This is a genomic window from Kribbella sp. WER1, from assembly GCF_054189145.1.
Window position 1 is genome coordinate 363,777 of record NZ_CM135186.1, and the last position, 25,493, is coordinate 389,269.

A 25,493-nucleotide genomic window follows, 5' to 3' on the forward strand; every position below is an offset into this window, starting at 1 on the left:
CGTGAAGAGAGTGCTCGCGCTGTGTGCGGTCGTCGCACTGGCGCTGACGGGCTGTAGCGGCAAGAAGGACAGCGGCAGCGGAAGCAATGGCGGTGGCGACGACGCGGTCGCGTTGCTGACCGGCGCCAAGAAGCAGATCGACGACGCGGCCAGCGTGCACATCGTGCTGACCGGGCGCGACCTGCCGGACGGCGCGCAGGCGCTGGTGTCCGGTGACGGCGTCGCCACCCACGCGCCGGCGTTCAAGGGCAAGCTGACCGTCCGGACGAACGGCTCGAACCTCGACGCCGAGGTCGTCGCGGTCGGCAGCAAGGTCTACGCGAAGGTGTCGTTCGCGCCGACGTTCATCGAGTTGTCGCCGAGCCAGCTGGCCGGGCTCGGCGCGCCCGACCCGGCCGTCCTGCTCGATCCCGCAAAGGGTCTGACCGCGGTCCTGCCGACGCTGAAGGACCCGAAGGTGAAGGGGCAGACGCGGGACGGCTCGAAGGTGCTGACCGAGATCACCGGGTCGGTCACGGGCAAGTCGCTGCAGGGCATCTTCCCGAAGGCGCCCGCGGACCAGGACTTCCCGGGCACGTTCAAGATCGACAAGTCCTCGCAGCAGCTGGTCGCCGCGACGATCACCGGCCCGTTCTATGCCGGCGCCACCAGCAGCTACGACGTCACCTTGGACAAGTACGGCGAGAAGGTCGAGATCGCCAAGCCGTGACGCCGCGCGCGCAGCTCACGCTGGCGTCCGTCGCGGTCGCGTTCGCCGCGGCGGACACGTACGTCGTCGTGCTCGCGCTGCCGGACATGATGTCCGGCGTCGGGCTGTCCGCCGACGAGCTGCAGCGGGCGGCGCCGATCATCTCGGGCTTCCTGCTCGGGTACATCGCGGTCCTGCCGCTGATCGGGCGGATCGCGGACGTCGTCGGCCGTACGCCGGTCCTCGTCGCAGCGCTGCTGCTCTTCGCCGTCGGGTCCCTGGTGACGGCGGGCGCGTACGACCTGCCACTGGTGGTAACCGGTCGGTTTCTCCAAGGTGTCGGTGGTGGCGGGCTGGTTCCGGCGACGCTCGCGTTGGTCGCCGATCTGTGGCCGTCCGAGCGGCGCGGGCTGCCACTGGGCGTGGTCGGCGCCGTACAGGAGCTGGGGTCGGTTCTCGGTCCGCTCCTGGGTGCCGCGGTGCTCGCGGTCGCCGACTGGCGGTACATCTTCTGGCTCAACCTGACCGTCGCGGTCGTCCTCGCGCTGCTGCTCCGCGGTCGGCGATGGCCTCCCCCGTCAGCGGCGGTCGGGGTGCTCGCGGGCGTCGCTCTCGGGCTCACGTTGACGGCGCCGCAGCGGCTGGCCTCGGGCGTCACGCTCGGGATCCCGTTCGTGCCGTTCACGGGTACGTCGCGGCTGCTGACGCCGATCGGGGTCGTCACACTCGTCCTCGGACTGCTGTGGCTTGCGCTCGTGCTGCGGCGGACGCGTGGTCAGCTCAGTCGGCTGCGCTCGCAGGTCGACCTCGTCGGCGCCCTGCTGCTGGCGCTCGCGCTGGCCGGTGTGGTGCTCGCGTTCGCGACGGCGGATCCCGAGAAGCACCTGATGTCGCCGGCCGGGCCGTGGTTGCTCGTCGCCGCGGCGGTCTTCGCGGTCGCGTTCGCGCTCTGGCAGCGGCGTACGGCGGCGGCGATCGTCCCGCGCGGGCTGCTCGGTGCGCGGGCCGCATGGGGATCGCTGGTTGTCAGCTTCCTGATCGGTTGCGCGTTGATCGCCGCGCTGGTCGACGTACCGGTGTTTGCTCGGACGACGCAGGGCGGCGGTCAGCTGGCGGCGGCGTTGGTGCTGCTGCGGTTCCTCGTGGCGCTTCCGGTCGGTGCGGTCGTCGGCGGGTGGCTGACCCGCCGGTACGGGCTCGGGCTGATCACGGGCGCCGGGCTGGGCGTGTCCGGGGCGATGTTCACGGTGATGGCGTTCTGGAGCCGTACGGCGCTCGATCACTGGCCGGCCACCGTCGTACTGCTGGTGTGCGGGTTCGGCTTCGGGCTCGCGTTGTCGCCGGTGAACACCGCGATGCTCGGCGCGACGCCCGGCGACAGCCACGGACTGGTCAGCGCGCTGGTCGTGGTCGCGCGGATGGTCGGGATGCTCGTCGGGGTCTCCGCGCTCACCGCGATCGGTCTACGCCGGTACTACGCCATTGCCAACGGCATCAAATCGCCCAACGAGCTGTGCCCGGCGACGCCCACCAACTGCCGCCCGTTCGTCGACGCGCTGCTCGACGCGGCCGTTTCACAAGTTCACGCGATCTTCGCCGGGGCGGCCGTCTGCGCGTTCCTGGCCGCGGCCGTCGGCGCGCTCGTGCTCGGGCGCCGTGGTACAGCGCACACATGATGATCATCATGAGGGACAGCCGTCTCGCATCGCGTACCGTGTGATGCTGTGAGCCTCGCACCTGCCTCCGGCCTGTGCTCGACGTTCTGTCGGGTGCTGCAGGAGCCATTGGCCGGTACGGCGGTCGTCGCGGCCGGCTGGGTCGTCGTCGAGCAGCCGGGCCCGTGGGGTGCGAAGGCGCCGACGCAGAGTCACCTCGATCCGGTGTTCGGCGGAGCGTTCGACGACCGCTGCAAGAAGGCCGACGTACGGTTCGGGCTGATCCGCTCCCCCGGCCGGCACGCCGACGCGATCGAGCGGTCGCATCAGGTCTTCGTCGCGTCGACCCGGCCCGGGCGCACCTGGCTGCTCGGCGGCCGCGTCGCGGATCCGGCCGCGGTGAGCACGCTCGACCTCGGCGCGGTGGCCCGCGGCGACCGTACGGCGGTGCTCGCGTCGCTGCCGGGATTGTCGATTGTCGACGATCCGATCGTTCTCGTGTGTACGAACGGCAAGCGGGACGAGTGCTGCGCCATCCTCGGGCGGCCGCTCGTGTCCGGGCTGGCCGCGCGCGTACCGGGCCGGGTGTGGGAGGCCAACCACCTCGGCGGGCACCGGTTCGCGCCGACCGCGACGTACCTGCCGGCCGGGACCATGCACGGACACCTCACGGTCGAGACGGCGGTCGACGTACTCGCCGCCGCGGATCGTGGGGAGACCGTACTCACCGGGCTGCGCGGCCGGTCCACCTGGACCAAGCGCGGCCAGGCGGCCGAGGTCGCCGTCCGCGAACTCACCGGAGAGCTCGCCCTCGATGCGTTGCAGGTCGTCGGCGAAGGCGCCGACACTGTGACTGTCCAGCACGCCGACGGCCGATCCTGGATCGTGCCGGTCACCAGCGCACCGGCCGATCCACCTCGCCCGGACTCCTGCGGAAAGGAACCGTTCGCCATGTCGATCCTGCAAGCCGGAACCCCAGTCCAGGGAGCCACCCGATGACCGGCGGCTTCGACGACCTGCTCGCGGCCAACGCCGAGTACGCCGCCGACTTCCACTACAGCGGCTTCGACGGCATCGCCCACGCCGGCATCGGCCTGGTCACCTGCATGGACTCCCGGATCCCGCCGCTGGAGATGCTCGGCCTGAAGGCCGGCGACGCCAAGGTCCTGCGCTCGGCCGGCGGCCGCGTCACCGAGATCACCATGACCGGCCTGGTCCTCGGCGTCCAGCTGCTCGGCGTCCGCCGGATCATGATCATCCCGCACACCCGCTGCGCGATGGCCGCGATGTCCGAGGACGAACTCCGCGCCAAGGTGGAACTCGCCGCCGGCAAGCCCGCCGGCTACCTCCCCATCTCCGTCATCCCCGACCAGCACGAAGCTCTCCGCCGCGATGTCGCCGCCGTCCGCGAACACCCCCTGATCGGCGAAGACATCCTCGTCGGCGGCTTCATGTACGACGTCGACACCGGCAAACTCACCCAAATCGACTGACCCGGCCGAGGCCCGCCCGGATGACGGGCGTGCGGGTGGGAAATCTGATAGACAGCCGTGTATGAGACTCCGCCCCAGCTCATTTCATCGTTCGTTGGTTGCCGGTGCTTTGGCCTTGACGGCTATGTTGTCCGGTGCGCCGATTGCTCACGCGGTGCCAGATGCGGCGCCGGTGTTTCGGGGCGGGGCGGTTACCGGGTGTTTGGATCGGTCGATCGTCGGGACGGTCGAGGAGCAGCGGCTCGGGAGTGTGCCGGCGGAGATCTTGCGGCGGTCGGGGTTCGAGCGACAGGTGGCGTTGTTCGGGCAACTGCTCTGCCGGGTGCCCAACCGAGCGGCCGCCGCGGCGTTGGTGCGGACGCAGGGCGAGGCGCTCTGGCGTACGGCGACGTACCGGGCTCAACATGCGCCGACGGGTGCCGACGCGCTCCCGGCCACCGATGACCGCGGACTGTACTGGGCGCGGATCTCGATGGCGCTCATGCTTCGCCAATGGCAGCCGGACTTCGGGGTCAGTACGGCGGAACGCACCGAGCTGATGCGCTCCTTCGAGTACACGTCCCGCGGCATCACCAGCACCCGCTTCACCCCGGGCGTGCGGAAGATCCTCGTCACCGGGTTCGACCCGTTCACACTGGACGCGGACATCCGGATCGGCAACCCGTCCGGCGCGAACGCGCTGACCCTCGACGGGAAGCGCTGGAAGGTCAACGGGACGACGTACGAGATCCAGACCGTGGTGTTCCCGGTGCGCTACCCGGACTTTGACCAGAACATGGTCGAGAACGCGCTCGCGCCGCACTACCGTCCGGGGCCGCAGCGCGCCGACCTGGTGATGACCGCGAGCCAGGGCCGGGCCGGGATCTTCGACCTCGAGGTGTTCAACGGCCGGCGGCGGTCGGTGAGCTCCATCGGCGACAACAACAACCTGTGGGGCGGCGGCACGATCAGCGCGCCGGTCGTCTCGCCGAGCATGCCGCCCGGCCCGGAGTGGATCACGTCCAGCCTGCCGCTGGCCCGGATGGCGCAGGCCGACGTCGGCCCGTTCCGTACCCGCGTCAACACATCCGTCCTGGAGATCCCGGCCGGCGAGACCACGCCGGTACGGCGGCCGGACGGCCCCACGGCCGGATCGATCGCGTCCGAGGGCACGGGCGGCGGCTACCTGTCGAATGAAGTTGCCTACCGCAACACTCTGCAGCGCGACCTGCTGGACCCGTCGATGCCGGCCGGTCACCTGCATGTCCCGGTGCTGACCTTCGACCTGGTCAACAAGACCGCGATCACCGACCCGACGTACGAGGCCAACCGGGACGCGATCGTCGCGGGTGCCCATGCGGTTCTCGCAGCAGCCCTGTGATCAGAATGCTGATCACCTGATCAGTATCCTGATCATGGCTTGAGGATCAATCGGTTAGGTGCCCTCCCCGGAGGGTGGATAGCGTCCGCGGCATGAATACCGCCGAAGAACTTGTAGCTGCTTTGCGTTCCGGTGAGGTCAGCTCCGTCGAGCTGGCCGAGCAGGCGATCGAGCGCGACGACAAGGCGATCAACGCGATCTGTGTGCCGGACTACGACCGTGCTCGGGAGGCCGCGCGCGCCGCCGACCAGGCGCTGGCTCGCGGCGAGGAGCAGCCGTTGCTCGGCGTTCCGGTGACGGTCAAGGAGTCGTACGACGTTGTCGGCCTGCCCACGACCTGGGGAATGCCGGAGTACCGCGGCTATCTGCCGGCCGCGGACGCCGTACAGGTGGCGCGACTGAAGGCGGCCGGTGCGGTGATCCTTGGCAAGACCAACGTTCCCTTGGGACTGCAGGACATCCAGAGCTTCAACGAGGTCTACGGCACCACCAGCAACCCGTGGGATCACAGCCGTACGTCGGGCGGCTCGTCCGGCGGATCCGCGGCCGCCCTCGCGGCCAGGGTCGGCGCGCTGTCGATCGGCTCCGACCTCGCCGGTTCGCTCCGTACGCCCGCGCACTTCTGCGGCATCTACGCGCACAAGCCGACACTCGGCCTGGCCGCCGGCCGCGGCATGACCCCGCCGCCCGGCCCGGCGCTACCGGTCGACCTCGACCTGGCCGTCGTCGGCCCGATGGCCCGCTCCGCGCGCGATCTCACGCTTCTGCTCGACGTCATGGCAGGACCGGACCCGCTGGCGCTCGGCGTCACGCACCGGCTGCCGCCCGCCCGCCACCAGCGCCTCGAGGACTTCCGCGTCCTGGTCGTCGAGGACCATCCCCTGATCCCGACCGGATCCGCCGTACGAGCCGCCGTGAACCGGGTCGCGGACGCGCTCGTCCACGGCGGCGCACGCGTCGAACGGCACAGTCCGCTGCTGCCCGGTCTGGCCGAATCCGGGACGCTCTACACGCAGTTCCTCACCTCGGGCTCGATACCGCGTTTCCCCGCCGAATCGCTCGACCAGCTCCGAGCGGAACTCGACGCGGACGACCAGAGCCTGCACGCGACTCGCCTGCGCGCGATGGTGTTCAGCCACCACGACTGGCTCCGGGCGAACCACCGCCGTGAACTCCACCGCCACGGCTGGCGGCAGTTCTTCGCCGAGTTCGACGTGGTGGTGTGCCCGATCACGCCGACGCCCGCGTTCCCGCACGACCACACCCCGAACCCGATGGAACGGCACATCGACATCGACGGCGTCGACTACCCGTACTTCGACCAGCTCGTCTGGGCAGGCCTCGCGACCATGCCCGGCCTGCCCGCCACCGCCGTCCCGGCAGGCCGATCGCCCGAGGGCCTGCCGGTCGGAGTGCAGCTCATCGGCCCGATGCACGAGGACCGCACCCCGCTCCGCCTGGCCGAACTCCTCGAGCTCTCCGCGCCGGAGTAGTAAATGTCGACTTTTCGACACTCAACTCGGGGCAGAACCCACGGCCCGGGAACCGGGTCCGGGTCAGCACGTGGCCGGCGCAGGAAGTGACTACTAAACTGATCACCACGGTCCGAGAGTGATCAGTATTGTGTTCACGAAGTACGACGATCACCGTCGACGCCTGCGTGCGGGCATGACCGTCTGGGGAGGATCTTGTCCCGATCCGGGCGGTAATCCTCCCCGACCTGGCATGTGGCGCGGGGGTCAGCTGGTGAGGATCAGGGCGAAGGCGTCGATCACCGAGTCGGCGTGGTGGTCGGGCGTGGGAGTGTCGGTGTCGTTGTGGTTCCCGACCCGGATCGTCCGCAGCCCGGCCGCGATCCCACCGGCGATGTCGTACGCCGGGTGGTCGCCCACCATCCACCCGCCCGCCAACGGAGCCCCGGCCCGGTTCGCCGCCAGCTCGAAGATCCGTCGATCGGGCTTTCGTACGCCGACCGCACCGGACACGCAGGCGTAGTCGACTGCCTTGTCGAGCTGCGTGTACTCGAGCTTCAGATCCTGCTGCGCCGGATCCCCGTTCGTCACTACCGCCACCCGCCACCCGCCAGCGCGCAACGACCCCAACCCGTCCAGGACGTCCGGCCGAACCCGCACGAACAGCGGATGCTCCTCGTTGTACGCCGCCACCAGCTCGTCCACCGGCGCCACAATCCCGAACCGCTCCCGCGCCATCCCGAACAACTCCGCCCGCGGCCGGAACCCACCGTTGTCATAGGCAACGAACCACTCGAGCGCTGCCTCATCCAGCCCCTGCAGCTCCACCCACCACCGCGCCCAGCGCAGAAACGCCCCGTTCCGATCGATCAACGTATTGTCCAGATCGAAACACGCCAGCCGCAAAGTCACCCTTCACCCTTACACACACCCCGAACACACCACGACCCGCTACCCTCGTCACGTTGCGTAGGGGTGCGCATCTTCTGACAGGGGGCTCCATGAACGGTGTACGACGGGCTCGGAGTCGGCACCGGGTTCATCGGGCTCACCAATCTGCGGGTGATCGTCCAGGACAACTCGTTCGTAGGTAAGAAGACCGCGCCGACGAGCATTCCGTACAGCAAGATCCAGTCGGTGTCGTACGTCTCCGACAAGTCTGTCTTCGGCAAGTTCGCGTCGCCGAGCACGATCGCCCTACATGTGAGCGGCACAACCTACGAGGTCCAGTTCCGCGGATCCGAGAAGGCCACGCACGCACACAACATCGTCCTCTGGAACATCATGCGCTAGCCCGCCAGAACCGCCAGCCCATCACAATCGCACCCGACCGGGTACGTGCACGCCTGAGGCTCCCTGCTCCCGCCGATTGCGATGGCCTGGCGGTCCGCAACCCAGCACGAACCACGCCGGCACCGCACCCGGCGCCGCCAACCTCGGCGACGTCACCACCGCAGGTGACCGACACGACAGCCGCCGCGGAGCGGTGGCCGTTGTCAGACGTCGATGCGGTTCTCGTCCAGTTCATAGGCGCCCTGGACGAGGAACTCCTTGCGTGGGGCGACGTCGTTGCCCATCAGCAGGTCGAACACCTGCGACGCGGCTTCCACGTCGTCGACCGTGATCCGGCGGAGCGTGCGGTGTCGCGGGTCCATGGTGGTTTCCGCCAGCTGGTCGGCGTCCATCTCACCGAGACCCTTGTAGCGCTGCGGGGGCTCCTTCCAGCGGACGCCCTTCTTCATCAGCTCGGCCGTCTTCCGCTGGTACTCCGCGTCGCTGTAGGTGTACAGGTACTTGTCCTGCCCCTTCTTCGGGTTCGTCAGCTCGAAGCGGTGCAGCGGCGGGACGGCGGTGTAGACGCGGCCGGCCTCCACCATCGGGCGCATGTAGCGGAAGAACAGCGTCGCGAGCAGCGTACGGATGTGGGCGCCGTCGGAGTCGGCGTCGGCCATGAAGATGATCTTGCCGTACCGCGCCTGCTCGAGGTCGAAGGTGCGGCCGGAGCCGGCGCCGACGACCTGGATGATCGACGCGCACTCGACGTTCTTCAACATGTCGCCGACGGACGCCTTCTGCACGTTCAGGATCTTGCCGCGGATCGGCAGCAGCGCCTGGAACTCCGAGCTCCGCGCGAGCTTCGCGGTCCCGAGCGCCGAATCACCCTCGACGATGAACAGCTCGGAGCGGTCGACGTCGTTGCTGCGGCAGTCGGCCAGCTTCGACGGCAGCGCCGACGACTCCAGCGCGGTCTTCCGGCGTTGCAGCTCGCGGTGCTGACGCGCGGCGACCCTGGTGCGGGACGCGGCGACGACCTTCTCCAGCACGGCCCGCGCCTGCGCCTTGAACTCGCGCTTGGTCGAGGTCAGGAACGACTCCAGCTCGGACTGCACGACCTTCGCGACGATCCGCGACGCCGCCGGCGTCCCGAGCACCTCCTTCGTCTGGCCGTCGAACTGCGGCTCGGCCAGCCGGACCGTGACCACCGAGGTCAGGCCCTCGAGGACGTCGTCCTTGATGATCTCCTCGCCGCTCTTCAGCAGCCGGGTGCCGTCGAGCGCGTTCGTGAAGCTCTTGGACAGCGCGCGCTCGAAGCCGGCGACATGCGTTCCGCCCTTCGGCGTCGCGACGATGTTCACGAACGAGCGCAGCTCGGTCTCGTACCCGTCGCCCCAGCGGACCGCGATGTCGACGTCCAGGTCCCGCTCGACGTCCGTCGGGGTCATGTGGCCGGCCTCGTCCAGCATCGGCACGGTCTCGGTGAAGTGACCGGTCCCGGCCAGCCGGATCACCTCGGTGACCTTCTGGTCGGTGGCCAGGAACTCGCAGAACTCGCTGATCCCGCCGTCGTGCTTGAAGCTCTCCTCGGTGATCTCCTCGCCGCGCTCGTCGCGGATCACCAACTCGAGGCCGGGCACCAGGAACGACGTCTGCCGCGCGCGGGTGACCAGCTCGTCGTAGTTGAAGGTGGCGTCCTTGGTGAAGATCTGCCGGTCCGCCCAGTACCGGATCCGGGTGCCGGTGACGCCGCGCTTGGCCCGGCCGGCCTTGCGCAGCCCCTTGGACGGCGTGAACCCGGCAGCCGCGCCCTCACCGTCGAACTCACCGGCGACACCGCGCCGGAACGAAGTGGTCCAGACCGTTCCGCCGCGGTCGACCTCGACGTCCAGCCGCGCGGACAGCGCGTTCACCACCGAGGCGCCGACACCGTGCAGACCGCCGGAGGCGTTGTACGACCCGCCGCCGAACTTGCCGCCGGCGTGCAGCTTGGTGAAGACGACCTCGACACCGGTCATCTTGGTCTTCGGCTCGATGTCGACCGGGATGCCGCGGGCGCGGTCCTTCACCTCGACCGAGCCGTCCTGGTAGAGCACGACGTCGATCCGCTCGCCGTGGCCGGCCAGGGCCTCGTCGACGGCGTTGTCGATGATCTCCCACAGGCAGTGCATCAGGCCGCGGCTGTCCGTCGACCCGATGTACATCCCGGGCCGCTTCCGGACCGCCTCGAGTCCTTCGAGGACGAGCAGGTTGCGGGCGTTGTACGTCGGGTCGATCTCGGTACTGCGAGGCGTCGGGGCGGCCACAGGGCTCCTTCACTGGTTCACGCACTTACTCGGGTCAGCTTATGCGGCCGCACCCCCAAAACAGTGCAGGCCCGACATGCCGATGGGCACCGGAGATACATGTCGCGGCAGATATCGATCCGGACTCGATTCGAAGTGGTGTACGACACTCCGATTCCGAGCAGACGGTGACGATTCCATGGCGCACAGTGAGAGAAGAAGCACCCCTCCTCCGTGACTCGCCAGATTTCCGCCGTACCACGAAACGATTCCGTGTCAGCAAACGTCATAGCGGAACAGGTGGTTCGTCTCACATACGGACACGTTGTCCCCACCGGGAAGCGATCCGCATGTCAGGATGTTGCTATCTGGTGAGTACGGAACTAGATGAGATGAGGCCTCAATGACTACAGCACTCGCCCCGAGTTCGGCCCTGTCGGCCGCGGATCGTTGTGACCGCTGCGGTGCGCAGGCCTACGTCCGAGTCACCCTGACCAGCGGTGGGGAGCTGCTCTTCTGCGCCCACCACGGCCGGGAGCACTCGGAGAAGCTGCGCGACATCGCGATCACGATCCACGACGAGACGGGCAGGCTCGACGCCACGCCGACGATCGCCGCCGAAGACGAGCGGTAAACCACCAGGCTGTTCCAAACGCGCCAACGACGGCGCCAAAGTCATAGCAGGCTTCGATGGCGGCTGATCCCGACAGGATGGCCGCCATCCTTTCTTGTCACACCACAGGTACGCCGGGTCCCGGCCCGTGTCGGCGCAGTTCCTGCCATGCCCGTGCCAGCCGGCTGACCGCGTCGTCGAGCACGCGCTCCGAGTAGGCGAACGGCACCCGTAGGTAGTCGTTGTGCTCGCCGGTCGGATCCATCGCCTGCCCGGCCACCACCTCCACGCCGTGCCGCAACGCGACCTGGGCGAACACCCGCGCATCGGTGTCCGGCAACCGGATCCACAAGGCCGACCCACCGACCGGTACAGACCACTCCCATTCGGGCAGTCGTTCGGTCAGCAACTCCCCCATCAACTTCTTCCGCACCGTCGCCACGCGTGCCCGTGCCGCGGTCAGCTCGCCGAGCCGCGGCAGTAACCGGGCCGTCAGCGCCTGGTCGATCACCGGGCTGCCGAGATCGGCCAGTGCCTTGTGTCGCGCCAGCCGTTCCGCCAGCGGCCGCGATGCCCGGATCCACCCGATCCGCAGCCCGCCCCACACCGCCTTCGACACGGACCCGATCGTCAGTACCTCGGCCGCGTCCGGCGCGTACGCGGCCAGCGGCGGCGGGATCTCCGGCCCGGACGGATCCCACGCCGAGTACGCGTTGTCCTCCACCACGACGACCCCGTGCCGCGCGGCCAGCTCCGCGACCTGCCGCCGGCGCGCCGCCGACATCAGCCGCCCGGTCGGATTGTGGAACGTCGGCATCACGAACAGCATCGCCGGCTGATGCTCCGCGAACGCCGCATCCAGCAGGTCGGGCCGGATCCCCGCATCGTCCAGCGGTACGCCGACCACCCGCCCGCCGGCCGCGCCGAACAGGTCGAAGCACCCCGGCCAGCTCGGCTGCTCGATCGCGACCGCGGCACCGTTGCGCAGGTACATCTGGGTGACCAGCGCGATCGCCTGATGCGCGCCGGTGGTCACGACGATCTCGTCCGCGGACGTCGGCAGCCCCGAAGCGGTGAAGTGCTCCGCGATCCGTTCGCGCAGTACCGGCAGGCCGCGCGGGTGGTAGCCGACGTCGCCGAGCAGCTCGGGCAGGTCGGTCGACGCGAGGTCGACCAGCTCGGAGGAGAGCTCGGGCAGTCCGGGGTCGACGGCGTACGTCATCGAGATCAGTTCGCCGGGGCCGACCGTGATGCGGTGGAACAGCGACTCGCCGGACCCGGACGGCATCCGCTTGTCCGCTCGTGAACGTCCCCGTCCGGCGGCGCGGGCGACCGTCGTACCGCTGCCGCGGCGGCTCTCCACCAGGCCGCGGGCGCGGAGTTCGTCGTACGCCGCGACGACCGTGGAGCGGCTGACCGCGAGCGCTTCGGCGAGCCGGCGTTCGGCGGGCAGCCGGGCGCCGACGGGGAGCTCCGCGGAGCCGATCAGCGCGGCGAGTTCGTCGGCCAGCCGCCGGTACAGGCCGCCGCTGCGGCCGGTCAGCCGGTGGCCGATCAGATCGGCCAGCGCACCCGCGTCTCCAGAACGGTCCACTTCTCCTCTTATTGGCTCGGGTGGACTGCTTCCAAGGCCGCCAGGCTAATACAGTCCAATAGGAGGTCACGTGGGGATCGGGCAGGTCGCGGGATTCGCGGGAGCGACAGTGCTGCTGGTCGGCATGCCAGGGCCGAACAATCTGTACATCTCGCTGCGCAGTCTCACTCAAGGACGGCGCGCGGGTGTCGTATCGGCGCTCGCGATCGAGACCGGGACGCTCGTGTACATCGTCGTCACCGCGCTCGGCCTGGCGACCGTGGTGCAGGCCTCGCCCGCGTTGTTCACCGCGATCACGGTCACGGGCGCGCTCTACCTCGCGTACCTCGGGACCCGGCTGCTCGTCGCACCGGCCGCCGCGCACTCGGCCGGGATCCAGGCAGCCCCGCTCGGCCGGATCTTCCGCGACGGCGTCGTGGTCAACCTGCTGAACCCGAAGGCCGCGCTGTTCTTCCTCGCGTTCCTCCCGCAGTTCACCACCCGCGGCGCCGGACCCGATCAGCTCCGCACCGAGATGCTGCTGCTCGGCGCCGGCGCCCTGCTGATCGGCATCACCCTCGACCTCTGCTACGCCCTCGGCGCCGACGCCGTCGGCCGCCGCTTCCGCTCGACCCGCGCGACAGGCCGCTGGCGCAACCGCCTGGTCGCAGGCGTCTACCTGGCCCTCGCCGTCGCCGCCGTCCTCAGCACCTTGACCACCTAGCCGCGCAGGATCTCCGCGCCGTCGCCGTCCAGCCGGACGGTCAGTATGTCGTCGCCGACCCGCAAGCCCTTCAGTTCAAGGCGTTTCCACGGCGCGGCGGGGTTCACCACCAGCGCCCCACCCGGTACGTCGGGCTCGATGCCGAGCGCCGCGACCAGGACGGCGACGGCCGACGCGGCGGCCCACGCCTGCGGGCGGCACGAGAGCGGGTACGGCGTCGGCGTACTCTCCGCACCGGTCCCGCGGCCGCCGTACAGCTCGGGCAGGCGGTAGTCGAACGCCTCCGCGGCGCGGACCAGGCCCTCGACGTACGACGCCGCGACATCGGCGTGGCCGGTCGCGAACAGGCCCTGGATCGTCATCGCGGTGTCGTGCGGCCAGACGCTGCCGGTGTGGTAGCCGAGCGGGTTGAACCGGGTCATTGCCGTGGACAACGTCCGGAGACCGAAGCCGCTGTCCAGGTCGGCGCCGGCGAGGACGTCGGCGACAGTCTGCTCCTCGTCCGCGTCCAGCAGGCCGGTGCCGAGCAGGTGGCCCATGTTCGAGGCGCGGCCGGCGACCGGGTTCTTCGCACCGTCGAGCGCGATCGCCGGACAGCCGTCGACCCAGAACGCGGCTCGGAACCGCTCCTGCAGCGCAGCCGCCCACAGCCGCCACTCGTCACCGGACTCGTCGAACGCCTCGAGCAGCTCGGCACCCTGCACGGCCGCGGCGTACGCGTATCCCTGGACCTCGCACAGCGCGATCGGCGCGGTCGCGAGCGTCCCGTCCGGCCATTGCACGGCGTCGGCGGAGTCCTTCCAGCCCTGGTTCGCGAGGCCGTGGCCGGACTCGTCGACGTACTCGAGGAAGCCGTCGCCGTCCGGGTCGGCGTAGTCCTTCATCCAGGTCAGGGCGCGCCGCACGTTCGGCAGCAGGTCGCGGACCTCGTCGGTGGGCATGCCCCAGCGCCAGGCCTTGTGCAGGGTGCTGATCCACAGCTGGGTCGCGTCGTGCGTCCCGTAGTACACCGGCGGGAGGACCAGGCCGCCGCCGTGGTCGGCCACCTCGGCGCGCAGCTCGTGCGGGATCTTGCCCGGCTGCTCGGCGGTGTCCGCGTCGACCTTCGTCCCCTGGCGGGCGGCGAGGGCGCGCAGGGTCCCGGCGGCGAGCGTCGGGTCGACCGGGATCAGCATGCCGGACGAGATCAGCGAGTCCCGGCCGAAGAGCGTCAGGTACCACGGCGGCCCGGCACCGAGGTACCTGTCGTCGCCGTCGGCGAGCTGCAGCGCGGTCACGTCCTCGAGCGACCGCTCCAGCCAACGCTCCACGCGCTTGTCGTCACAGTCGAGGATGACGTCGTACGGCGTACGCTCGGCCGGCGGCTCGATCGAGAAGCCGGTCGTCGACTTCGGGAAGTCGGCGGCGACATGCAGCGTCAGCGTGAACTCCGCCCCCGGCTCGACGCGCGGCGTCGCCGTCACGCCAGGGTCCGCGGTGACGACGACGCGGGTGTCGTCGCTCTCCCAGCGGATCCGGCCAGGCCCGTCCGGGAGCGGCGGGAGCTGCGGCAGGGCGGTCGCCGCGCCGCTGCGGACCGCGGCGGTACCGGCCAGGTCGGTGCCGAGGGCAACATCCAGGCGGCACTCGACGGTCGCGCGGGAACGGTTCACGAGCGTGATCCGCTCGATGAGGCCGGCGGATTCGACGGTCCGGGTCCGGTACAGCATCACGGTCGGGTCGTGCCGGGTGTCGCCGAGCCCTTCGACCATCGCGACGTACTGGTGGGTCGCCGCGTCCTGTTCGTCGACGTGCACCGGGATCGGGTCGCGGCCGTCGACCGTGACGCTCAACCGGGACAGGATCCGGCGGTCCCGGGCGTACACGCCCTCCGCACCGGAGCCGGTGAGCTGACCTGATCGCGGCGACAGCACCACCCACGGAGCGGCCAGGGCGGTGACGAGTTCGTGGAGCTGGGAGGACATGTCCCCACCCTAAAGGCCCCGCGGTGCGAGAGAGTTGGGGTATGCAGACTGCCGTGACGGTCCTCGCCGGGATCGCGATCTTCGTTGGGATCGCGGGCATCGTGCTGCCGATCCTGCCCGGCGCGCTGCTCAGCCTGGCGGCGATCCTGGTCTGGGCGATCGTCGAGCGGAGCGCCACCGGGTGGATCGTGTTCGCGGTCTGCACGGTGCTCATCGGTGCCAGCCAGGTGGTGAAGTACGTCGTACCGGAGCGCCGGCTGCGTGAGGCCGGCGTACCGCGGCGCTCCATGATCGTCGGCGTACTCCTGGGCATCGTCGGCTTCTTCGTGATCCCGCTGGTCGGGATGTTCGTCGGCTTCCCGCTCGGCGTCTACCTGTCCGAGGCGCAGCGGCTGCGCGCGCACGGCGCGGCCTGGACCTCCACCAAACACGCGCTCCGCGAGACCGGCGTCTCCATGCTCATCGAACTCCTCGGCACCTGCCTCGCCGCCGCCCTCTGGCTGGTCGCGGTGCTGTTCCTGATCTCTTAGCCGATTGCCAGCTCGTTCTTAGTCACGGGCGGCATGCTAGGACGATGAAGCTCTCTCAGAAGCGGTGGCGCCTGATCGGCACGGCCGCCGCGGTCGTCGTGACCACGGCAGCCGGCGGCGTTGCCTGGGCCGCGAACAACACGGACCCGACCCCGTCCGCCTCTCCGTCCGCGTCTCCCTCGCAGCCGAACCAGAATCAGAACCAGAAGCCCGGGCGTGGCGGGTTCCGCGGCGAGTTCGGGCTCGGCGGAGCGCTGCACGGCGAGTTCGTCGTACAGAAGAACGGTGGCGGGTACGAGACCGTCGCCGTCCAGCGCGGTCAGGTCACTGCCGTCAGCAGCACCTCACTCACGGTGAAGAGCGCCGACGGCTACAGCCGGACGTACACGCTCACCTCGAACACGATGGTGAACGCGGCCCGCAACGGCATCGGCGACGTGAAGACCGGCAACACGGTCAACGTGCAGGCCGTCGTCACGAACGGTAACGCCACGGCGGTCCGGGTCAACGACGGTACGGTCCGGCAGGCAGCGGGGCAGAGCTGGGGCTTCAAGCACGCACCACGCTGACCCAGACGTACAGGTGACGTTCCGGCGACTCACAGGCGATTGCCAGGAAGCTTCCAGGGTTCACACGGATGCCGGCGGCACACTGTCACTATGAGTCCGCATCTGCTGGTTGTCGACGACGAACCGAACATCGTCGAGCTGCTGTCCGCGAGTCTGCGGTTCGCCGGGTACGACGTGACCACGGCGACGCACGGCGCCGAGGCGCTGCGCAAGGCCCGGGACGTGGAGCCCGACCTGGTCGTCCTCGACGTGATGATGCCCGGACTGGACGGCTTCGAGGTGGTCCGCCGGCTGCGCGGTGAGGACCGGCACGTACCGGTGCTGTTCCTGACCGCGCGGGACGCGGTCGAGGACAAGGTACTCGGCCTGCAGACCGGCGGCGACGACTACGTCACCAAGCCGTTCAGCCTCGACGAGCTGGTCGCGCGGGTGCGGGCGCTACTGCGCCGCTCCGGTCACCGCGAGGAGACGACGACCGAGGCGGCCGTACTGCGGTACGCCGACCTGGAGCTCAACGAGGACAGCTACGAGGTGTTCAAGGCCGGCAAGGCCGTGCAGCTGTCGCTGACCGAGTTCAAGCTGCTTCGCTGCCTGCTGGAGAACTCCGAGCGGGTGATGTCGAAGGGGCAGATCCTGTCCGCGGTGTGGAACTATGACTTCGCCGGCGACGCGGGCGTGGTCGAGTCGTACATGTCGTACCTGCGCCGTAAGGTCGACACCGGCGACCAGAAGCTGCTCCACACCGTCCGCGGGGTCGGCTACGTACTGCGCACCCCGCGAGGCCCCAACTGATGCAACTGAGTCACCGGCGGTTCACCGACCGGTATCCGCTGCGCGTCACCATCGTCGTCGTCCTGCTGACGCTGGTCGTGCTCGCGCTGGCTGCCTCCGGCATACTGTCGACGACCATCATGCGCGGCTACCTCATCGACCGCGTCGACGAGCAGCTGCAGCAGACGTCGATGCAGCTGATGCGCTTCCGGCCGGACAACCGCCCGCTGCCGCCGGGGCCGAACCGCCCACGGCAGATCCCGAACCCGGTCGTCGTGCAGTACAACGACTCCGAGGGCCACAGCGACAACGGCCCGATCGGGACCCGGCTGACCGACGCCGAGCCGCTGCCGACCCTTCCGGTGCTGGACCTCAACCAGGTTCGCAACCTGAACGGCCGGCCGTTCGACGTGAAGGCGGTCTCCGGCGGCGCCACCTGGCGGGTGCTCGCCGTACCGCTCGACGACGGCACCGGTTCGGTGATGGTGGCGCAGAGCCTGCGCGACATGGACCACACGATCACCCGGCTCGTCGGCGTCCAGCTCTCCGCAGGCGTGATCGTGCTGGTGCTGCTGGCCGGCGTCGGGACGTTCGTCGTACGGCGAAGTCTGCGCGGGCTGGAGGACGTGGAGAACACCGCGGTCGCGATCGCCGGCGGGGACCTGGGGCGGCGTGTCCCGCAGCGGGATCCGCGGACCGAGGTGGGGCGGCTGTCGCTGGCGCTGAACCAGATGCTCGGGCAGATCGAGACGGCGTTCGCGCAACGGACCGCGTCCGAGGCGGCGGCGCGACGGTCGGAAGACGCTGCCCGGCAGTCGGAGGAGGCGGCGCGGCAGTCCGAGGAGCGGATGCGGAGGTTCGTCGCGGATGCGTCGCACGAGCTGCGGACTCCGTTGACGTCGATCCGCGGGTTCGCGGAGCTGTCGCGGCAGCGCGGCGACAGCACGGACTCCGACACGATGCGCCGGATCGAGGACGAGGCGAAGCGGATGGGGCTGCTCGTCGACGACCTGTTGCTGCTGGCACGGCTCGACCAGCAACGTCCGTTGCGGATGGAGTCCGTGGATCTGCTGCCGATCGCCGCCGACACGCTGCACAACGCGCAGGCGATCCAGCCGGACCGGCCGCTGTCGCTGACGATCCTCCCCGACTCGGAAGCGCCCGTCGTCGAAGGCGACGAGGCACGCCTGCGCCAGGTGCTCGGCAACCTGGTCAGCAACGCCCTCAACTACACCCCCGTCGACGCCCCGATCACGGTCTCCGTCGGCACTCGCGGCACCGAGGCCATCCTCGAGGTCAGCGACACCGGCCCGGGCCTCTCCGAGGAGCAGAAGGCCCGCGTCTTCGAACGCTTCTACCGCGCCGACACCGCCCGCACCCGCACCACCGGCGGCTCCGGCCTCGGCCTCTCCATCGTCGCCGCCCTCGTAGCCGCCCACAAAGGCCGCGTAACCACCACCAACACCACCCCCCACGGCGCCACCTTCACCGTCCACCTCCCCCTGGCCAACTGAGCAAGGTCAGCGAATGGCTCTCAACCTTTTCCGGGGGTCGGGTCATCAGCCTCTTGAGTGAGATGAGAGGCGGAGGATGGCTTTGGAGACCGGGCGGGACCGGGAGTTCGCCGAGTTCGTGGACGGGAGGTTCACCGCGTTGCAGCGGTTCGGGTATCTGCTCACCGGGGAGTGGCAGCTGGCGGAGGACCTGGTGCAGACCGCGTTGACGAAGGTGTGGTTCCACCGCAACTCGCTGCGGAGCGCCAACGCGCTGGAGAGCTACACCCGGACCGCGATGGTCAACACCAGCACCCAGTGGTGGCGCCGCAAGTGGCGGGGCGAGACGCCCACCGAGCATCTGCCGGAGCGGGTGAGCCAGTCGCAGTACGGCGTGGTCGACGACCGTGATCTGCTGCTCCGGGCGCTCGCGGACCTGCCGAAGCGGACCCGGGCGGCCGTCGTCCTGCGGTACTTCGAGGACCTGCCCGAGGCCGAGATCGCCCAGATCATGGGGTGCTCGGTCGGTACCGTGAAGAGCAACGTCTCCCGCGGCCTCGCCCGGCTCCGCGAGCATCAGCTCGTCGCGGCCGTCACGTCCCCTGCGCGGAAGGAAGTCGCCCATGACCGATGAGCTGAAGCAGCGCTTCGAGCAGCTCGTCGCCGAGCCGCCGCCCCCGAGCCAGGCGCCGAGCGAGGCCGTGTTCGCGCGCGTCCGCAAGGTACGCCGCCGGCGCGCCGTGGGTGCGGCCGGGCTGGCGTCGGCCGCCGTGGTCGCCGCAGTCGCGATCGCCGGCAACCTGAGCGGCCCGAGTACCCAGGCACCCGTCGCGGGACCGCCGTCCCCGTCGGCGCTGCAGGCGACGGTGCCCACGCCGTCCGCGACCGCCCCGCCGGCGTTCGGCGTCCGGCTCAAGCTGACGCCGCACGTGAAGGGCCGGACGCTGACCATGACGATCGAGGCCTCCGGGACGATCCTGGTCCCGTACGTCGGCGGGTACCTGCCGACCGACCAGGGCCTCGCGGGCCTCGGCCAGGGCTCGACGACGTCGTACGGCTACGGCCCGACGGTCGGCTCGCTCAGCAACATGCAGGAGTGCGCGAAGTCGACGAGACGCTACACAGGCAACGCGACGTACCCACCGGACACGTTCACCTATCCGAAGGCCGGCACCTATACCTACACCTACACAGGCCAGTACTGCGGCCTGAAGAACCCGGTCGTCGTCAGCACCAAGGTGACGATCCGCTAGAGCACCGGGAACGACCGCGTCGCCGACTCCCCGTGCTCCAGGACCTGGGCCGCCGGGCCGAGGATCTTGGGGTCGGGGTGGCCGACCAGCTCCTCGTCCTTGTCGGTGTAGTCGTACAGCGAGAGCACGTGCCGCATCGCCTCCAGCCGGGCGCGCTTCTTGTCGTTGCTCTTCACAACGGTCCAGGGGGCGTGCCCGGTGTCGGTGTAGTGGAACATCGCCTCCTTCGCCTCGGTGTACGCCTGCCACTTGTCCAGCGACGCGAGGTCGGTCGGCGACAGCTTCCACTGCCGGACCGGGTCGATCTGGCGGATCGTGAAGCGGGTCTGCTGCTCGGCCTGCGACACCGAGAACCACAGCTTCACCAGCTTGATCCCGGACCGGACGAGCATCCGCTCGAACTCCGGCGCCTGCCGCATGAACTCCTCGTACTGCTCCTGGTCGCAGTACCCCATCACGTGCTCGACGCACGCGCGGTTGTACCAGGACCGGTCGAACAGCGTCATCTCACCGGCGGCCGGCAGATGCGCGACGTACCGCTGGAAGTACCACTGGGTCTGCTCGCGCTCGGTCGGCTTCTCGAGCGCGACGATGCTCGCGCCACGCGGGTTCAGGTGTTCCATGAACCGCTTGATCGTCCCGCCCTTGCCCGCCGCGTCACGCCCCTCGAACACGATCACCAGCCGCTGCTTCGACCGCTTCACCCAGTACTGCAGCTTGAGCAGCTCGATCTGCAGCAGCCGCTTGTCCCGGTCGTAGCTCTCCCGCGGCAGCCGCTCGGCGTACGGATAACCCTCCCGCCAGGTGTCCACCGGCGTACCGTCGGCGCGCAGCAGCACCGGGTCGTCGTCCTCCTCGTCCAGCACGCGGAAGCCGAGCTCTTGCACCAGATCAGGCGTGTTCATGCCCTCAGAATCCGCTGCGATGATGACCTTCAGATGAACAGGCGGCGCAGCTTCACCGTGCAGTCGCGGCGGTTGACCGGTACGCCGTCGCGCATCACCTGGGCGCGGTCGTGCGCGCGGCTGACGAGCGTCTCCCACTCGCCGTCGGCCAGCGCGAGGCTGTCGATCACCTCGGCGGGCTCCGGGAAGTGGATCTCGGGGTGCGGGTTGTGCTCCCCCGGCGGGAATCCCAGGTGGCCCTCGATCAGCAGTACGCCGCCGGGCGCGACCGCGGCCGCCGCGCGCCGCAGGATGCCGTCGCGCGGCAGGTCGGTCTTGGAGTGCAGGAACTGCGCGGACACCAGGTCGAACTCGCCGTCCGGGAACGAGCTGCCCAGCTCGTGCTGCTGCCAGTCGATCCGGTCGCCGACACCGGCCGCCTTCGCGTGCTCGGCCGCACGGCCGAGCGCGACCGTCGAGATGTCGACGGCGGTGACCTGCCAGCCCCGCTCGGCGAGCCAGATCGCGTCGGCGCCTTCGCCGCAGCCGAGGTCGAGGGCGCGGCCGGCGGGCAGGTCCGCCACCTCTTCGGCGAACGCGACGTTCGGCCTGCCGCTCCAGATCTGCTCGTGCTCGGCGTAGAAGGCGTTCCAGAACTCGTCCGGCAACTGTTCGGTCGTCATACCGCGATCGTCCGCCTGCGCGCCGAATCCCGCAAACAATCTTGCCGTGTTGGCAAGTCAGGTGTCCCGGACAGGCAGCGGTTCGGCCTTGCCGACCACGAACGCGTACGTCAGCGCCCCGATCACCGCCACCACTCCGGCGACCGCGAACGACGGCAGGTACGAACCGTGGTAGATGTCCAGCAGCAGCCCGAACACGTACGGGCTGATGATCCCGGCGATGTTCGACGCGAAGTTCTGGATGCCGCCGATCGACGCCACGTGCCGCGACGACGGCGCCACGTCCCCGGGCAGCGACCAGATCCCGGTCGCCGCGATCGCCAGGCTCGCGTACGAGATCGCCAGGAACAGCAGCGCGACGTACACCGACTTGGCCGGCGCCGCGAACACGATCGCCGCACCGCCGAGCAGCCCGCCGACCATCACGGTCTTCCGCACCCGGGTCACGTCGGCGCCGGCCCGGATCCGCCGGTCCGCGACGATCCCCGCGATCCAGCCGCCGGCGATCGCGGTGATGCCGGGCAGCGTGCCGAGCGTCCCGAGCTGCGCGAGGTCGAGCCCGCGGGCGTCCTTGAGGTACGACGGGAACCAGGTGAGGAAGAAGTAGATGACGAAGTTCAGGCAGAAGAAGCCGAGCATCATCCCGCGGATCGTCCGGTACCGGAACAGGTCCCGCCAGCGCACCTGCGCCGCTGCCTCGTCGTCGTTGTCCTCCAGACGCGCGCCGTGGGACGCGATGTACGACCGCTCCTCGGCGTTTGCGTGCCGATGCTCCATCGGGTCGCGGTAGTACCAGTACCAGACCGCGGCCAGCATGATCCCGAGCACGCCGAGGACGACGAACGAGAAGTGCCAGCTGACCAACGCGATCAGCCCGGTCACGACCGGCAGCGACAGCACCGTGCCGACCCGCGACCCGGAGTCGATCACCGCACTCGCGAACGCCCGCTCGTGCGCCGGGAACCACCGCGACGCGGCCTTGGTCGCACTCGGGTACGCCGGCGCCTCGCCCGCGCCGAGCGCGAACCGGAACGCGAAGAGCGACCAGAACCCGCGCGCCAGCGGGGTCAGCGCGGTCACGACACTCCACCACAACGCGGCGAACGTGAACGCCTTCCGCGAGCCGACCTTGTCCGCGAACCAGCCCGCGGCGAGCATCGCCCCGTCGTACGCCCAGAAGAACGCGCCGAGGATCAGGCCCTTCTCGGCATTGCTGAGGTGCAGGTGCAGGTCGTCCTGGATGAACGGCAGTGCGACGCTCAGGTTCGCGCGGTCCAGGTAATTCAGTGAGAGCCCGACGAACGCGAGCCCTAGGATCAGGTATCTCGTGCGGCTGGCTCCCGGTGGAGCTTTCACAGAGCTGGCGGTCACTGTGCGCCTCCGATCAATCGCGGATCGTCGCACGCTACCGCGCCGGCACCTTATGTGTAGACAAACGTTTCAGCTAGTGGAATGAGGCATGGTGATCGAGGACGGCGAGGAGATCCCGCTGCTCGGCGGGGACGTGACCGAGGGCCTGGTGCGGGTCGGCGACACCGTACGACGTCCGCCCGGCGAACGCGCCGAGCTGGTGCAGGACGTACTGCGCTACCTGGAGAAGGCCGGCTTCGACGGCGCACCGCGGTACCTCGGCATCGACTCCAAGGGCCGGCAAACCCTCACGTACGTCGAGGGCGAGGTGGCCGGCCGCCCGCGTCCGGCCTGGATCGCCGACGAGGACCGGATGGTGTCGGTCGCGCACCTGCTCCGCGCGTACGACGACGCGATCGAGCCGTACGGCGTCCCCGGCAACCTGCCCGCGCCGATCGAGCCGCCCGGGCTGCCGGAGCTCGACGATCCGCCGGAGCTGGTCGGCCACCAGGACGTGACGCCGGAGAACGTCGTGTTCCGCGAGGGCCGTGCGTACGCGCTGATCGACTTCGACCTCGCCCGTCCGGTCAGCCGCGCCCGCGAGTTCGTCAACCTGATGCTCTGGTGGGCCCCGCTCGGCGCCGACGCCGACCTCGACCCCGGACTCCGCGGCCTCGACCGCCCACGCCGCTGCCGCCTGCTCGCCGACGCCTACGACCTGTCCCCCGCAGACCGGGCACGGGTCGTCCCGCTCTCGATCGCCCTGAACGTCCGCGCCTGGCACACGATGAAGCACCGCGCCGACACCCTCGGCGGCGGCTGGCAACGCATGTGGAACGAGGGAGTCGGCGACACCATCCGCCACCGCCAGACCTGGCTGGAGCAGAACGCCGACTCCCTCACTACCGCACTCAGTGGCTGATCTTCACCTCGGCGCCGAGCTTGGCCGACTCGTAGATCGCGGACAGCATCTTGGCCATCTCGAGGCCCTGTTCCGCGGTCGCGTCGGCCGGGATCTCGCCGCGGCAGATCTGCAGGAAGTGGTCGATCTGGTTCGCGAAGCCGACCTTGAAGTCGAAGCCGAGCGAGTCGATCTGCGGCTGGACGTGCAGCAGCGTGTCGTGCCGCTCGGTGACCATCAGCAGTTCGGGCTCGATCTCCGCGCCGCCCTTGTCGCCGTGGATCCGGACGCTCAGCTCGTTGCGCGCATGCAGCGAGTACGACGTGTCCACGTCGAGGACCGCCCCGCCCTCGAACCGGATCTGCGCGGTCGCGTAGTCCTCGACCGTGTTCGGCCGGGCCGCCGAGGCCGCCTTGTACCGGGTCAGGTTCTGGATGTTGTCGCGGGCACCCAGCGGCGCGAACGTCGCACCCGACGCGGACACCGGCTTCGGCATCCCCATCAGGTACCAGCACAGATCGATGATGTGGACGCCGAGGTCGATCAGCGGGCCGCCGCCGGACAGTTCGACATCGCCGAACCAGCCGCCCGGGTTGCCGGCCGTCCGCAGCAGCGTCGCGCGGGCCGCGTAGATGCTGCCGAACTCGCCGGCCTCCAGGAACCGCTTGGTCACCAGCGCGTTCGGCGCGTACCGGCGTACGTACCCGATCTGCAGGGCCTTGCCGGTCTCCTCGACCGCCTTCACCAGCGCCTCGGCCTCCGGCACCGTCACGGTCATCGGCTTCTCGACCAGGACGTTCTTGCCGGCCCGCAGCGCGCCCTCGGCGATCGGGGCGTGCAGCGTGTTCGGCACGCACACGCTGACCGCGTCGATCGACGGGTCGGAGAAGATCTCCTGGGCGTCGCCGGTCACCCGCTCGACCCCGAACTGCTCGGCGCGCGCCTTCGCCCGCTCGAGGTCCACGTCGCACACCGCGACCAGCTCGGCCTGCGGGTTCTTCTGGTACGCCGCCAGGTGCTCGACGGCGATCGAGCCGAGGCCGATCACTGCAATCCGCGTCGTCATGTCAGGCGTTGCCTTCCGTCAGTCGGAGGATGTTGGCGAGCGAGCGCTCGATCGCGGGCAGCGGCGTCTCCATGCCCTCGAATTCCAGGCTCACCGGTACGTCGGGCTTCGTCGCCGCCAGCGCCAGCAGCCCCGCGACGTCCACGTCACCGTGGCCCGTGACCGTGCCGAGCAGGTAGTCGCCGGCCAGCGTCTTCAGCCAGCCCTCACCCGCCGAGCGGCGGATGTGGAAGTCCTTCACGCCGATCGACGCCGCGACGTCGATCAGCCCGGCGGCCGTCTTGCCCGGGACCTCGCCGACGCACAGGCCGTTGCCGAGGTCGAGCGTGACCCGGAAGTTCGGCCGGTCCACCTCGTACACCAGGCGGGCCAGCCGCTCGCTGCCGTTCATGAAGAAGCCGTGGTTCTCGATCGTCGACACGATGCCGAGCCCGGCCGCGTGCTCGGCGACCGCCCGGCAGCCCTCGACGACCTTGGCGAACGTCGTCTCGAACTCGCCCGGGTCCTGCTCCCGCCACGCCCACGGCGCGACGTCGTGCCGGAAGATCCGCGCACCGAACGCGTGCGCCACGTCCAGTTGCTTGCGGAGCCGGTCGATCTCCGCGGTGTCCGCGGTCCGCAGGTCGCCGCTGACCAGGTAGTTCACGATCGGTACGCCGATCTCCTCGGCGTGCTTCGCGGTGTCGCGGACGACGTCCTGGTGCTCCAGGTAGTACTCGCCGTCCATCGCGGCCACCTCGATGTGCCCGGCCGACGAGGCCGCGACCCAGTCCAGGACACCGATCAGGTCCATCTCGCCGCTCGTCATGAGCTGGCGGAAACAGTACGAGCTGACTCCGAGCTTCACTTTTCATCTCCGGTGTAGGTGCGGAACTTCAGGGTGGAGGGACC

The 25,493-nt window shown here is 69.7% G+C and carries 25 protein-coding genes; 16 read left to right on the forward strand and 9 right to left on the reverse strand.

Annotation, left to right across the window (positions count from 1 at the left end):
• The first annotated feature begins 1 nt into the window (after nucleotide 1).
• From ACXJJ3_RS01770 to ACXJJ3_RS01795, 6 genes are all read left to right on the forward strand, one after another.
• The gene (locus tag ACXJJ3_RS01770) at nucleotides 2-709 is read left to right on the forward strand and encodes an LppX_LprAFG lipoprotein (protein ID WP_458168064.1); all 708 of its coding nucleotides are present in this window, start codon (nucleotides 2-4) and stop codon (nucleotides 707-709) included.
• Nucleotides 706-2,364: an MFS transporter gene (locus ACXJJ3_RS01775; RefSeq protein WP_458168065.1), complete on the forward strand. Its 1,659-nt coding sequence runs from the start codon at nucleotides 706-708 to the stop codon at nucleotides 2,362-2,364. Before ACXJJ3_RS01770 ends, ACXJJ3_RS01775 begins: the two co-directional genes overlap by 4 nt.
• 48 nt (nucleotides 2,365-2,412) lie before the next feature.
• Entirely contained in the window at nucleotides 2,413-3,342 is a 930-nt protein-coding gene (locus ACXJJ3_RS01780; RefSeq protein ID WP_458168066.1) for a sucrase ferredoxin, read from the forward strand.
• The gene (locus ACXJJ3_RS01785) at nucleotides 3,339-3,836 is read left to right on the forward strand and encodes a beta-class carbonic anhydrase (RefSeq protein ID WP_458168067.1); all 498 of its coding nucleotides are present in this window, start codon (nucleotides 3,339-3,341) and stop codon (nucleotides 3,834-3,836) included. Before ACXJJ3_RS01780 ends, ACXJJ3_RS01785 begins: the two co-directional genes overlap by 4 nt.
• A 202-nt stretch (nucleotides 3,837-4,038) precedes the next feature.
• The gene (locus ACXJJ3_RS01790) at nucleotides 4,039-5,196 is read left to right on the forward strand and encodes a hypothetical protein (RefSeq protein ID WP_458168068.1); all 1,158 of its coding nucleotides are present in this window, start codon (nucleotides 4,039-4,041) and stop codon (nucleotides 5,194-5,196) included.
• Nucleotides 5,197-5,288: 92 nt separating this feature from the next.
• Nucleotides 5,289-6,689 (forward strand): amidase, encoded by a 1,401-nt coding sequence (locus ACXJJ3_RS01795; RefSeq protein ID WP_458168069.1) that lies wholly within the window; start codon nucleotides 5,289-5,291, stop codon nucleotides 6,687-6,689.
• 246 nt (nucleotides 6,690-6,935) lie between these two features.
• On the opposite strand, the gene ACXJJ3_RS01800 is transcribed toward ACXJJ3_RS01795, so the two are convergent.
• Nucleotides 6,936-7,580, reverse strand: coding sequence for an HAD family hydrolase (locus tag ACXJJ3_RS01800; RefSeq protein ID WP_458168070.1), 645 nt, complete (start codon nucleotides 7,578-7,580; stop codon nucleotides 6,936-6,938).
• A 96-nt stretch (nucleotides 7,581-7,676) separates the two neighbouring features.
• On the opposite strand from ACXJJ3_RS01800, the gene ACXJJ3_RS01805 reads away from it, so the two are divergent.
• On the forward strand, nucleotides 7,677-7,961 hold the full coding sequence (locus tag ACXJJ3_RS01805) for a PH domain-containing protein (RefSeq protein ID WP_458168071.1): 285 nt from the start codon (nucleotides 7,677-7,679) through the stop codon (nucleotides 7,959-7,961).
• 203 nt (nucleotides 7,962-8,164) lie between these two features.
• Here the strand turns inward: ACXJJ3_RS01805 and ACXJJ3_RS01810 are convergent, their stop codons facing one another.
• On the reverse strand, nucleotides 8,165-10,249 hold the full coding sequence (locus tag ACXJJ3_RS01810) for a DNA gyrase/topoisomerase IV subunit B (RefSeq protein WP_458168073.1): 2,085 nt from the start codon (nucleotides 10,247-10,249) through the stop codon (nucleotides 8,165-8,167).
• Between the two features lie 382 nt (nucleotides 10,250-10,631).
• Between ACXJJ3_RS01810 and ACXJJ3_RS01815 the strand changes: the two genes are divergently transcribed.
• Nucleotides 10,632-10,862, forward strand: coding sequence for a DUF7455 domain-containing protein (locus ACXJJ3_RS01815; RefSeq protein WP_458168074.1), 231 nt, complete (start codon nucleotides 10,632-10,634; stop codon nucleotides 10,860-10,862).
• A gap of 97 nt (nucleotides 10,863-10,959) precedes the next feature.
• Here the strand turns inward: ACXJJ3_RS01815 and ACXJJ3_RS01820 are convergent, their stop codons facing one another.
• Nucleotides 10,960-12,435 carry an aminotransferase-like domain-containing protein gene (locus ACXJJ3_RS01820; protein ID WP_458168075.1) on the reverse strand — a complete coding sequence of 492 codons (1,476 nt, stop codon included), beginning with the start codon at nucleotides 12,433-12,435 and terminating at the stop codon, nucleotides 10,960-10,962.
• A gap of 70 nt (nucleotides 12,436-12,505) precedes the next feature.
• Here ACXJJ3_RS01820 and ACXJJ3_RS01825 point away from each other — a divergent pair, with 70 nt between their 5' ends.
• Nucleotides 12,506-13,138, forward strand: a complete 633-nt coding sequence (locus ACXJJ3_RS01825; protein ID WP_458168076.1) for a LysE family translocator — start codon at nucleotides 12,506-12,508, stop codon at nucleotides 13,136-13,138.
• Here the strand turns inward: ACXJJ3_RS01825 and ACXJJ3_RS01830 are convergent.
• A complete protein-coding gene (locus ACXJJ3_RS01830; protein WP_458168077.1) occupies nucleotides 13,135-15,102 on the reverse strand; it encodes an amylo-alpha-1,6-glucosidase in 1,968 nt (655 codons plus the stop codon). The genes ACXJJ3_RS01825 and ACXJJ3_RS01830 overlap by 4 nt on opposite strands.
• A 41-nt stretch (nucleotides 15,103-15,143) precedes the next feature.
• On the opposite strand from ACXJJ3_RS01830, the gene ACXJJ3_RS01835 reads away from it, so the two are divergent.
• From ACXJJ3_RS01835 to ACXJJ3_RS01860, 6 genes are all read left to right on the forward strand, one after another.
• Entirely contained in the window at nucleotides 15,144-15,632 is a 489-nt protein-coding gene (locus ACXJJ3_RS01835) for a DUF456 domain-containing protein (protein ID WP_458168078.1), read from the forward strand.
• A gap of 44 nt (nucleotides 15,633-15,676) precedes the next feature.
• Entirely contained in the window at nucleotides 15,677-16,201 is a 525-nt protein-coding gene (locus tag ACXJJ3_RS01840; RefSeq protein ID WP_458168079.1) for a hypothetical protein, read from the forward strand.
• A gap of 90 nt (nucleotides 16,202-16,291) precedes the next feature.
• The gene (locus tag ACXJJ3_RS01845; protein ID WP_458168080.1) at nucleotides 16,292-16,993 is read left to right on the forward strand and encodes a response regulator transcription factor; all 702 of its coding nucleotides are present in this window, start codon (nucleotides 16,292-16,294) and stop codon (nucleotides 16,991-16,993) included.
• Nucleotides 16,993-18,486, forward strand: a complete 1,494-nt coding sequence (locus ACXJJ3_RS01850; RefSeq protein ID WP_458168081.1) for a sensor histidine kinase — start codon at nucleotides 16,993-16,995, stop codon at nucleotides 18,484-18,486. The genes ACXJJ3_RS01845 and ACXJJ3_RS01850 overlap by 1 nt, the downstream gene beginning before the upstream one ends.
• A 76-nt stretch (nucleotides 18,487-18,562) precedes the next feature.
• Nucleotides 18,563-19,099, forward strand: a complete 537-nt coding sequence (locus ACXJJ3_RS01855; protein WP_458168082.1) for a SigE family RNA polymerase sigma factor — start codon at nucleotides 18,563-18,565, stop codon at nucleotides 19,097-19,099.
• The gene (locus ACXJJ3_RS01860; RefSeq protein ID WP_458168083.1) at nucleotides 19,089-19,718 is read left to right on the forward strand and encodes a hypothetical protein; all 630 of its coding nucleotides are present in this window, start codon (nucleotides 19,089-19,091) and stop codon (nucleotides 19,716-19,718) included. Before ACXJJ3_RS01855 ends, ACXJJ3_RS01860 begins: the two co-directional genes overlap by 11 nt.
• On the opposite strand, the gene ppk2 is transcribed toward ACXJJ3_RS01860, so the two are convergent.
• From ppk2 to ACXJJ3_RS01875, 3 genes are read right to left on the reverse strand one after another with little or no spacing between them, the layout of a single operon-like run.
• Entirely contained in the window at nucleotides 19,715-20,623 is a 909-nt protein-coding gene (ppk2, locus tag ACXJJ3_RS01865) for a polyphosphate kinase 2 (RefSeq protein ID WP_458168084.1), read from the reverse strand. The two genes, ACXJJ3_RS01860 and ppk2, sit on opposite strands and share 4 nt — an antisense overlap.
• A 29-nt stretch (nucleotides 20,624-20,652) precedes the next feature.
• Nucleotides 20,653-21,285 carry a class I SAM-dependent methyltransferase gene (locus ACXJJ3_RS01870; RefSeq protein ID WP_458168085.1) on the reverse strand — a complete coding sequence of 211 codons (633 nt, stop codon included), beginning with the start codon at nucleotides 21,283-21,285 and terminating at the stop codon, nucleotides 20,653-20,655.
• 57 nt (nucleotides 21,286-21,342) lie between these two features.
• Nucleotides 21,343-22,641: an MFS transporter gene (locus ACXJJ3_RS01875; protein ID WP_458168086.1), complete on the reverse strand. Its 1,299-nt coding sequence runs from the start codon at nucleotides 22,639-22,641 to the stop codon at nucleotides 21,343-21,345.
• A gap of 103 nt (nucleotides 22,642-22,744) precedes the next feature.
• Here ACXJJ3_RS01875 and ACXJJ3_RS01880 point away from each other — a divergent pair, with 103 nt between their 5' ends.
• Nucleotides 22,745-23,557 carry a phosphotransferase gene (locus ACXJJ3_RS01880; protein WP_458168087.1) on the forward strand — a complete coding sequence of 271 codons (813 nt, stop codon included), beginning with the start codon at nucleotides 22,745-22,747 and terminating at the stop codon, nucleotides 23,555-23,557.
• Here the strand turns inward: ACXJJ3_RS01880 and ACXJJ3_RS01885 are convergent.
• Nucleotides 23,547-24,602: a Gfo/Idh/MocA family protein gene (locus ACXJJ3_RS01885; RefSeq protein ID WP_458168088.1), complete on the reverse strand. Its 1,056-nt coding sequence runs from the start codon at nucleotides 24,600-24,602 to the stop codon at nucleotides 23,547-23,549. The genes ACXJJ3_RS01880 and ACXJJ3_RS01885 overlap by 11 nt on opposite strands.
• Nucleotide 24,603: 1 nt before the next feature.
• Nucleotides 24,604-25,410, reverse strand: coding sequence for a sugar phosphate isomerase/epimerase family protein (locus tag ACXJJ3_RS01890; RefSeq protein WP_458168089.1), 807 nt, complete (start codon nucleotides 25,408-25,410; stop codon nucleotides 24,604-24,606).
• Nucleotides 25,411-25,493 lie beyond the last annotated feature (83 nt).

What these genes read in the sequence shown, in the direction of transcription:
- ppk2 (WP_458168084.1), bottom strand. Translation starts at nt 20,623, where the DNA reads ATGAACACGCCTGATCTGGTGCAAGAGCTCGGCTTCCGCGTGCTGGAC.
- ACXJJ3_RS01845 (WP_458168080.1), top strand. Translation starts at nt 16,292, where the DNA reads ATGAGTCCGCATCTGCTGGTTGTCGACGACGAACCGAACATCGTCGAG.
- ACXJJ3_RS01880 (WP_458168087.1), top strand. Translation starts at nt 22,745, where the DNA reads ATGGTGATCGAGGACGGCGAGGAGATCCCGCTGCTCGGCGGGGACGTG.
- ACXJJ3_RS01835 (WP_458168078.1), top strand. Translation starts at nt 15,144, where the DNA reads ATGCAGACTGCCGTGACGGTCCTCGCCGGGATCGCGATCTTCGTTGGG.
- ACXJJ3_RS01795 (WP_458168069.1), top strand. Translation starts at nt 5,289, where the DNA reads ATGAATACCGCCGAAGAACTTGTAGCTGCTTTGCGTTCCGGTGAGGTC.
- ACXJJ3_RS01785 (WP_458168067.1), top strand. Translation starts at nt 3,339, where the DNA reads ATGACCGGCGGCTTCGACGACCTGCTCGCGGCCAACGCCGAGTACGCC.
- ACXJJ3_RS01815 (WP_458168074.1), top strand. Translation starts at nt 10,632, where the DNA reads ATGACTACAGCACTCGCCCCGAGTTCGGCCCTGTCGGCCGCGGATCGT.
- ACXJJ3_RS01860 (WP_458168083.1), top strand. Translation starts at nt 19,089, where the DNA reads ATGACCGATGAGCTGAAGCAGCGCTTCGAGCAGCTCGTCGCCGAGCCG.
- ACXJJ3_RS01840 (WP_458168079.1), top strand. Translation starts at nt 15,677, where the DNA reads ATGAAGCTCTCTCAGAAGCGGTGGCGCCTGATCGGCACGGCCGCCGCG.
- ACXJJ3_RS01850 (WP_458168081.1), top strand. Translation starts at nt 16,993, where the DNA reads ATGCAACTGAGTCACCGGCGGTTCACCGACCGGTATCCGCTGCGCGTC.
- ACXJJ3_RS01890 (WP_458168089.1), bottom strand. Translation starts at nt 25,410, where the DNA reads ATGACGAGCGGCGAGATGGACCTGATCGGTGTCCTGGACTGGGTCGCG.
- ACXJJ3_RS01870 (WP_458168085.1), bottom strand. Translation starts at nt 21,285, where the DNA reads ATGACGACCGAACAGTTGCCGGACGAGTTCTGGAACGCCTTCTACGCC.
- ACXJJ3_RS01830 (WP_458168077.1), bottom strand. Translation starts at nt 15,102, where the DNA reads ATGTCCTCCCAGCTCCACGAACTCGTCACCGCCCTGGCCGCTCCGTGG.
- ACXJJ3_RS01885 (WP_458168088.1), bottom strand. Translation starts at nt 24,602, where the DNA reads ATGACGACGCGGATTGCAGTGATCGGCCTCGGCTCGATCGCCGTCGAG.
- ACXJJ3_RS01855 (WP_458168082.1), top strand. Translation starts at nt 18,563, where the DNA reads ATGGCTTTGGAGACCGGGCGGGACCGGGAGTTCGCCGAGTTCGTGGAC.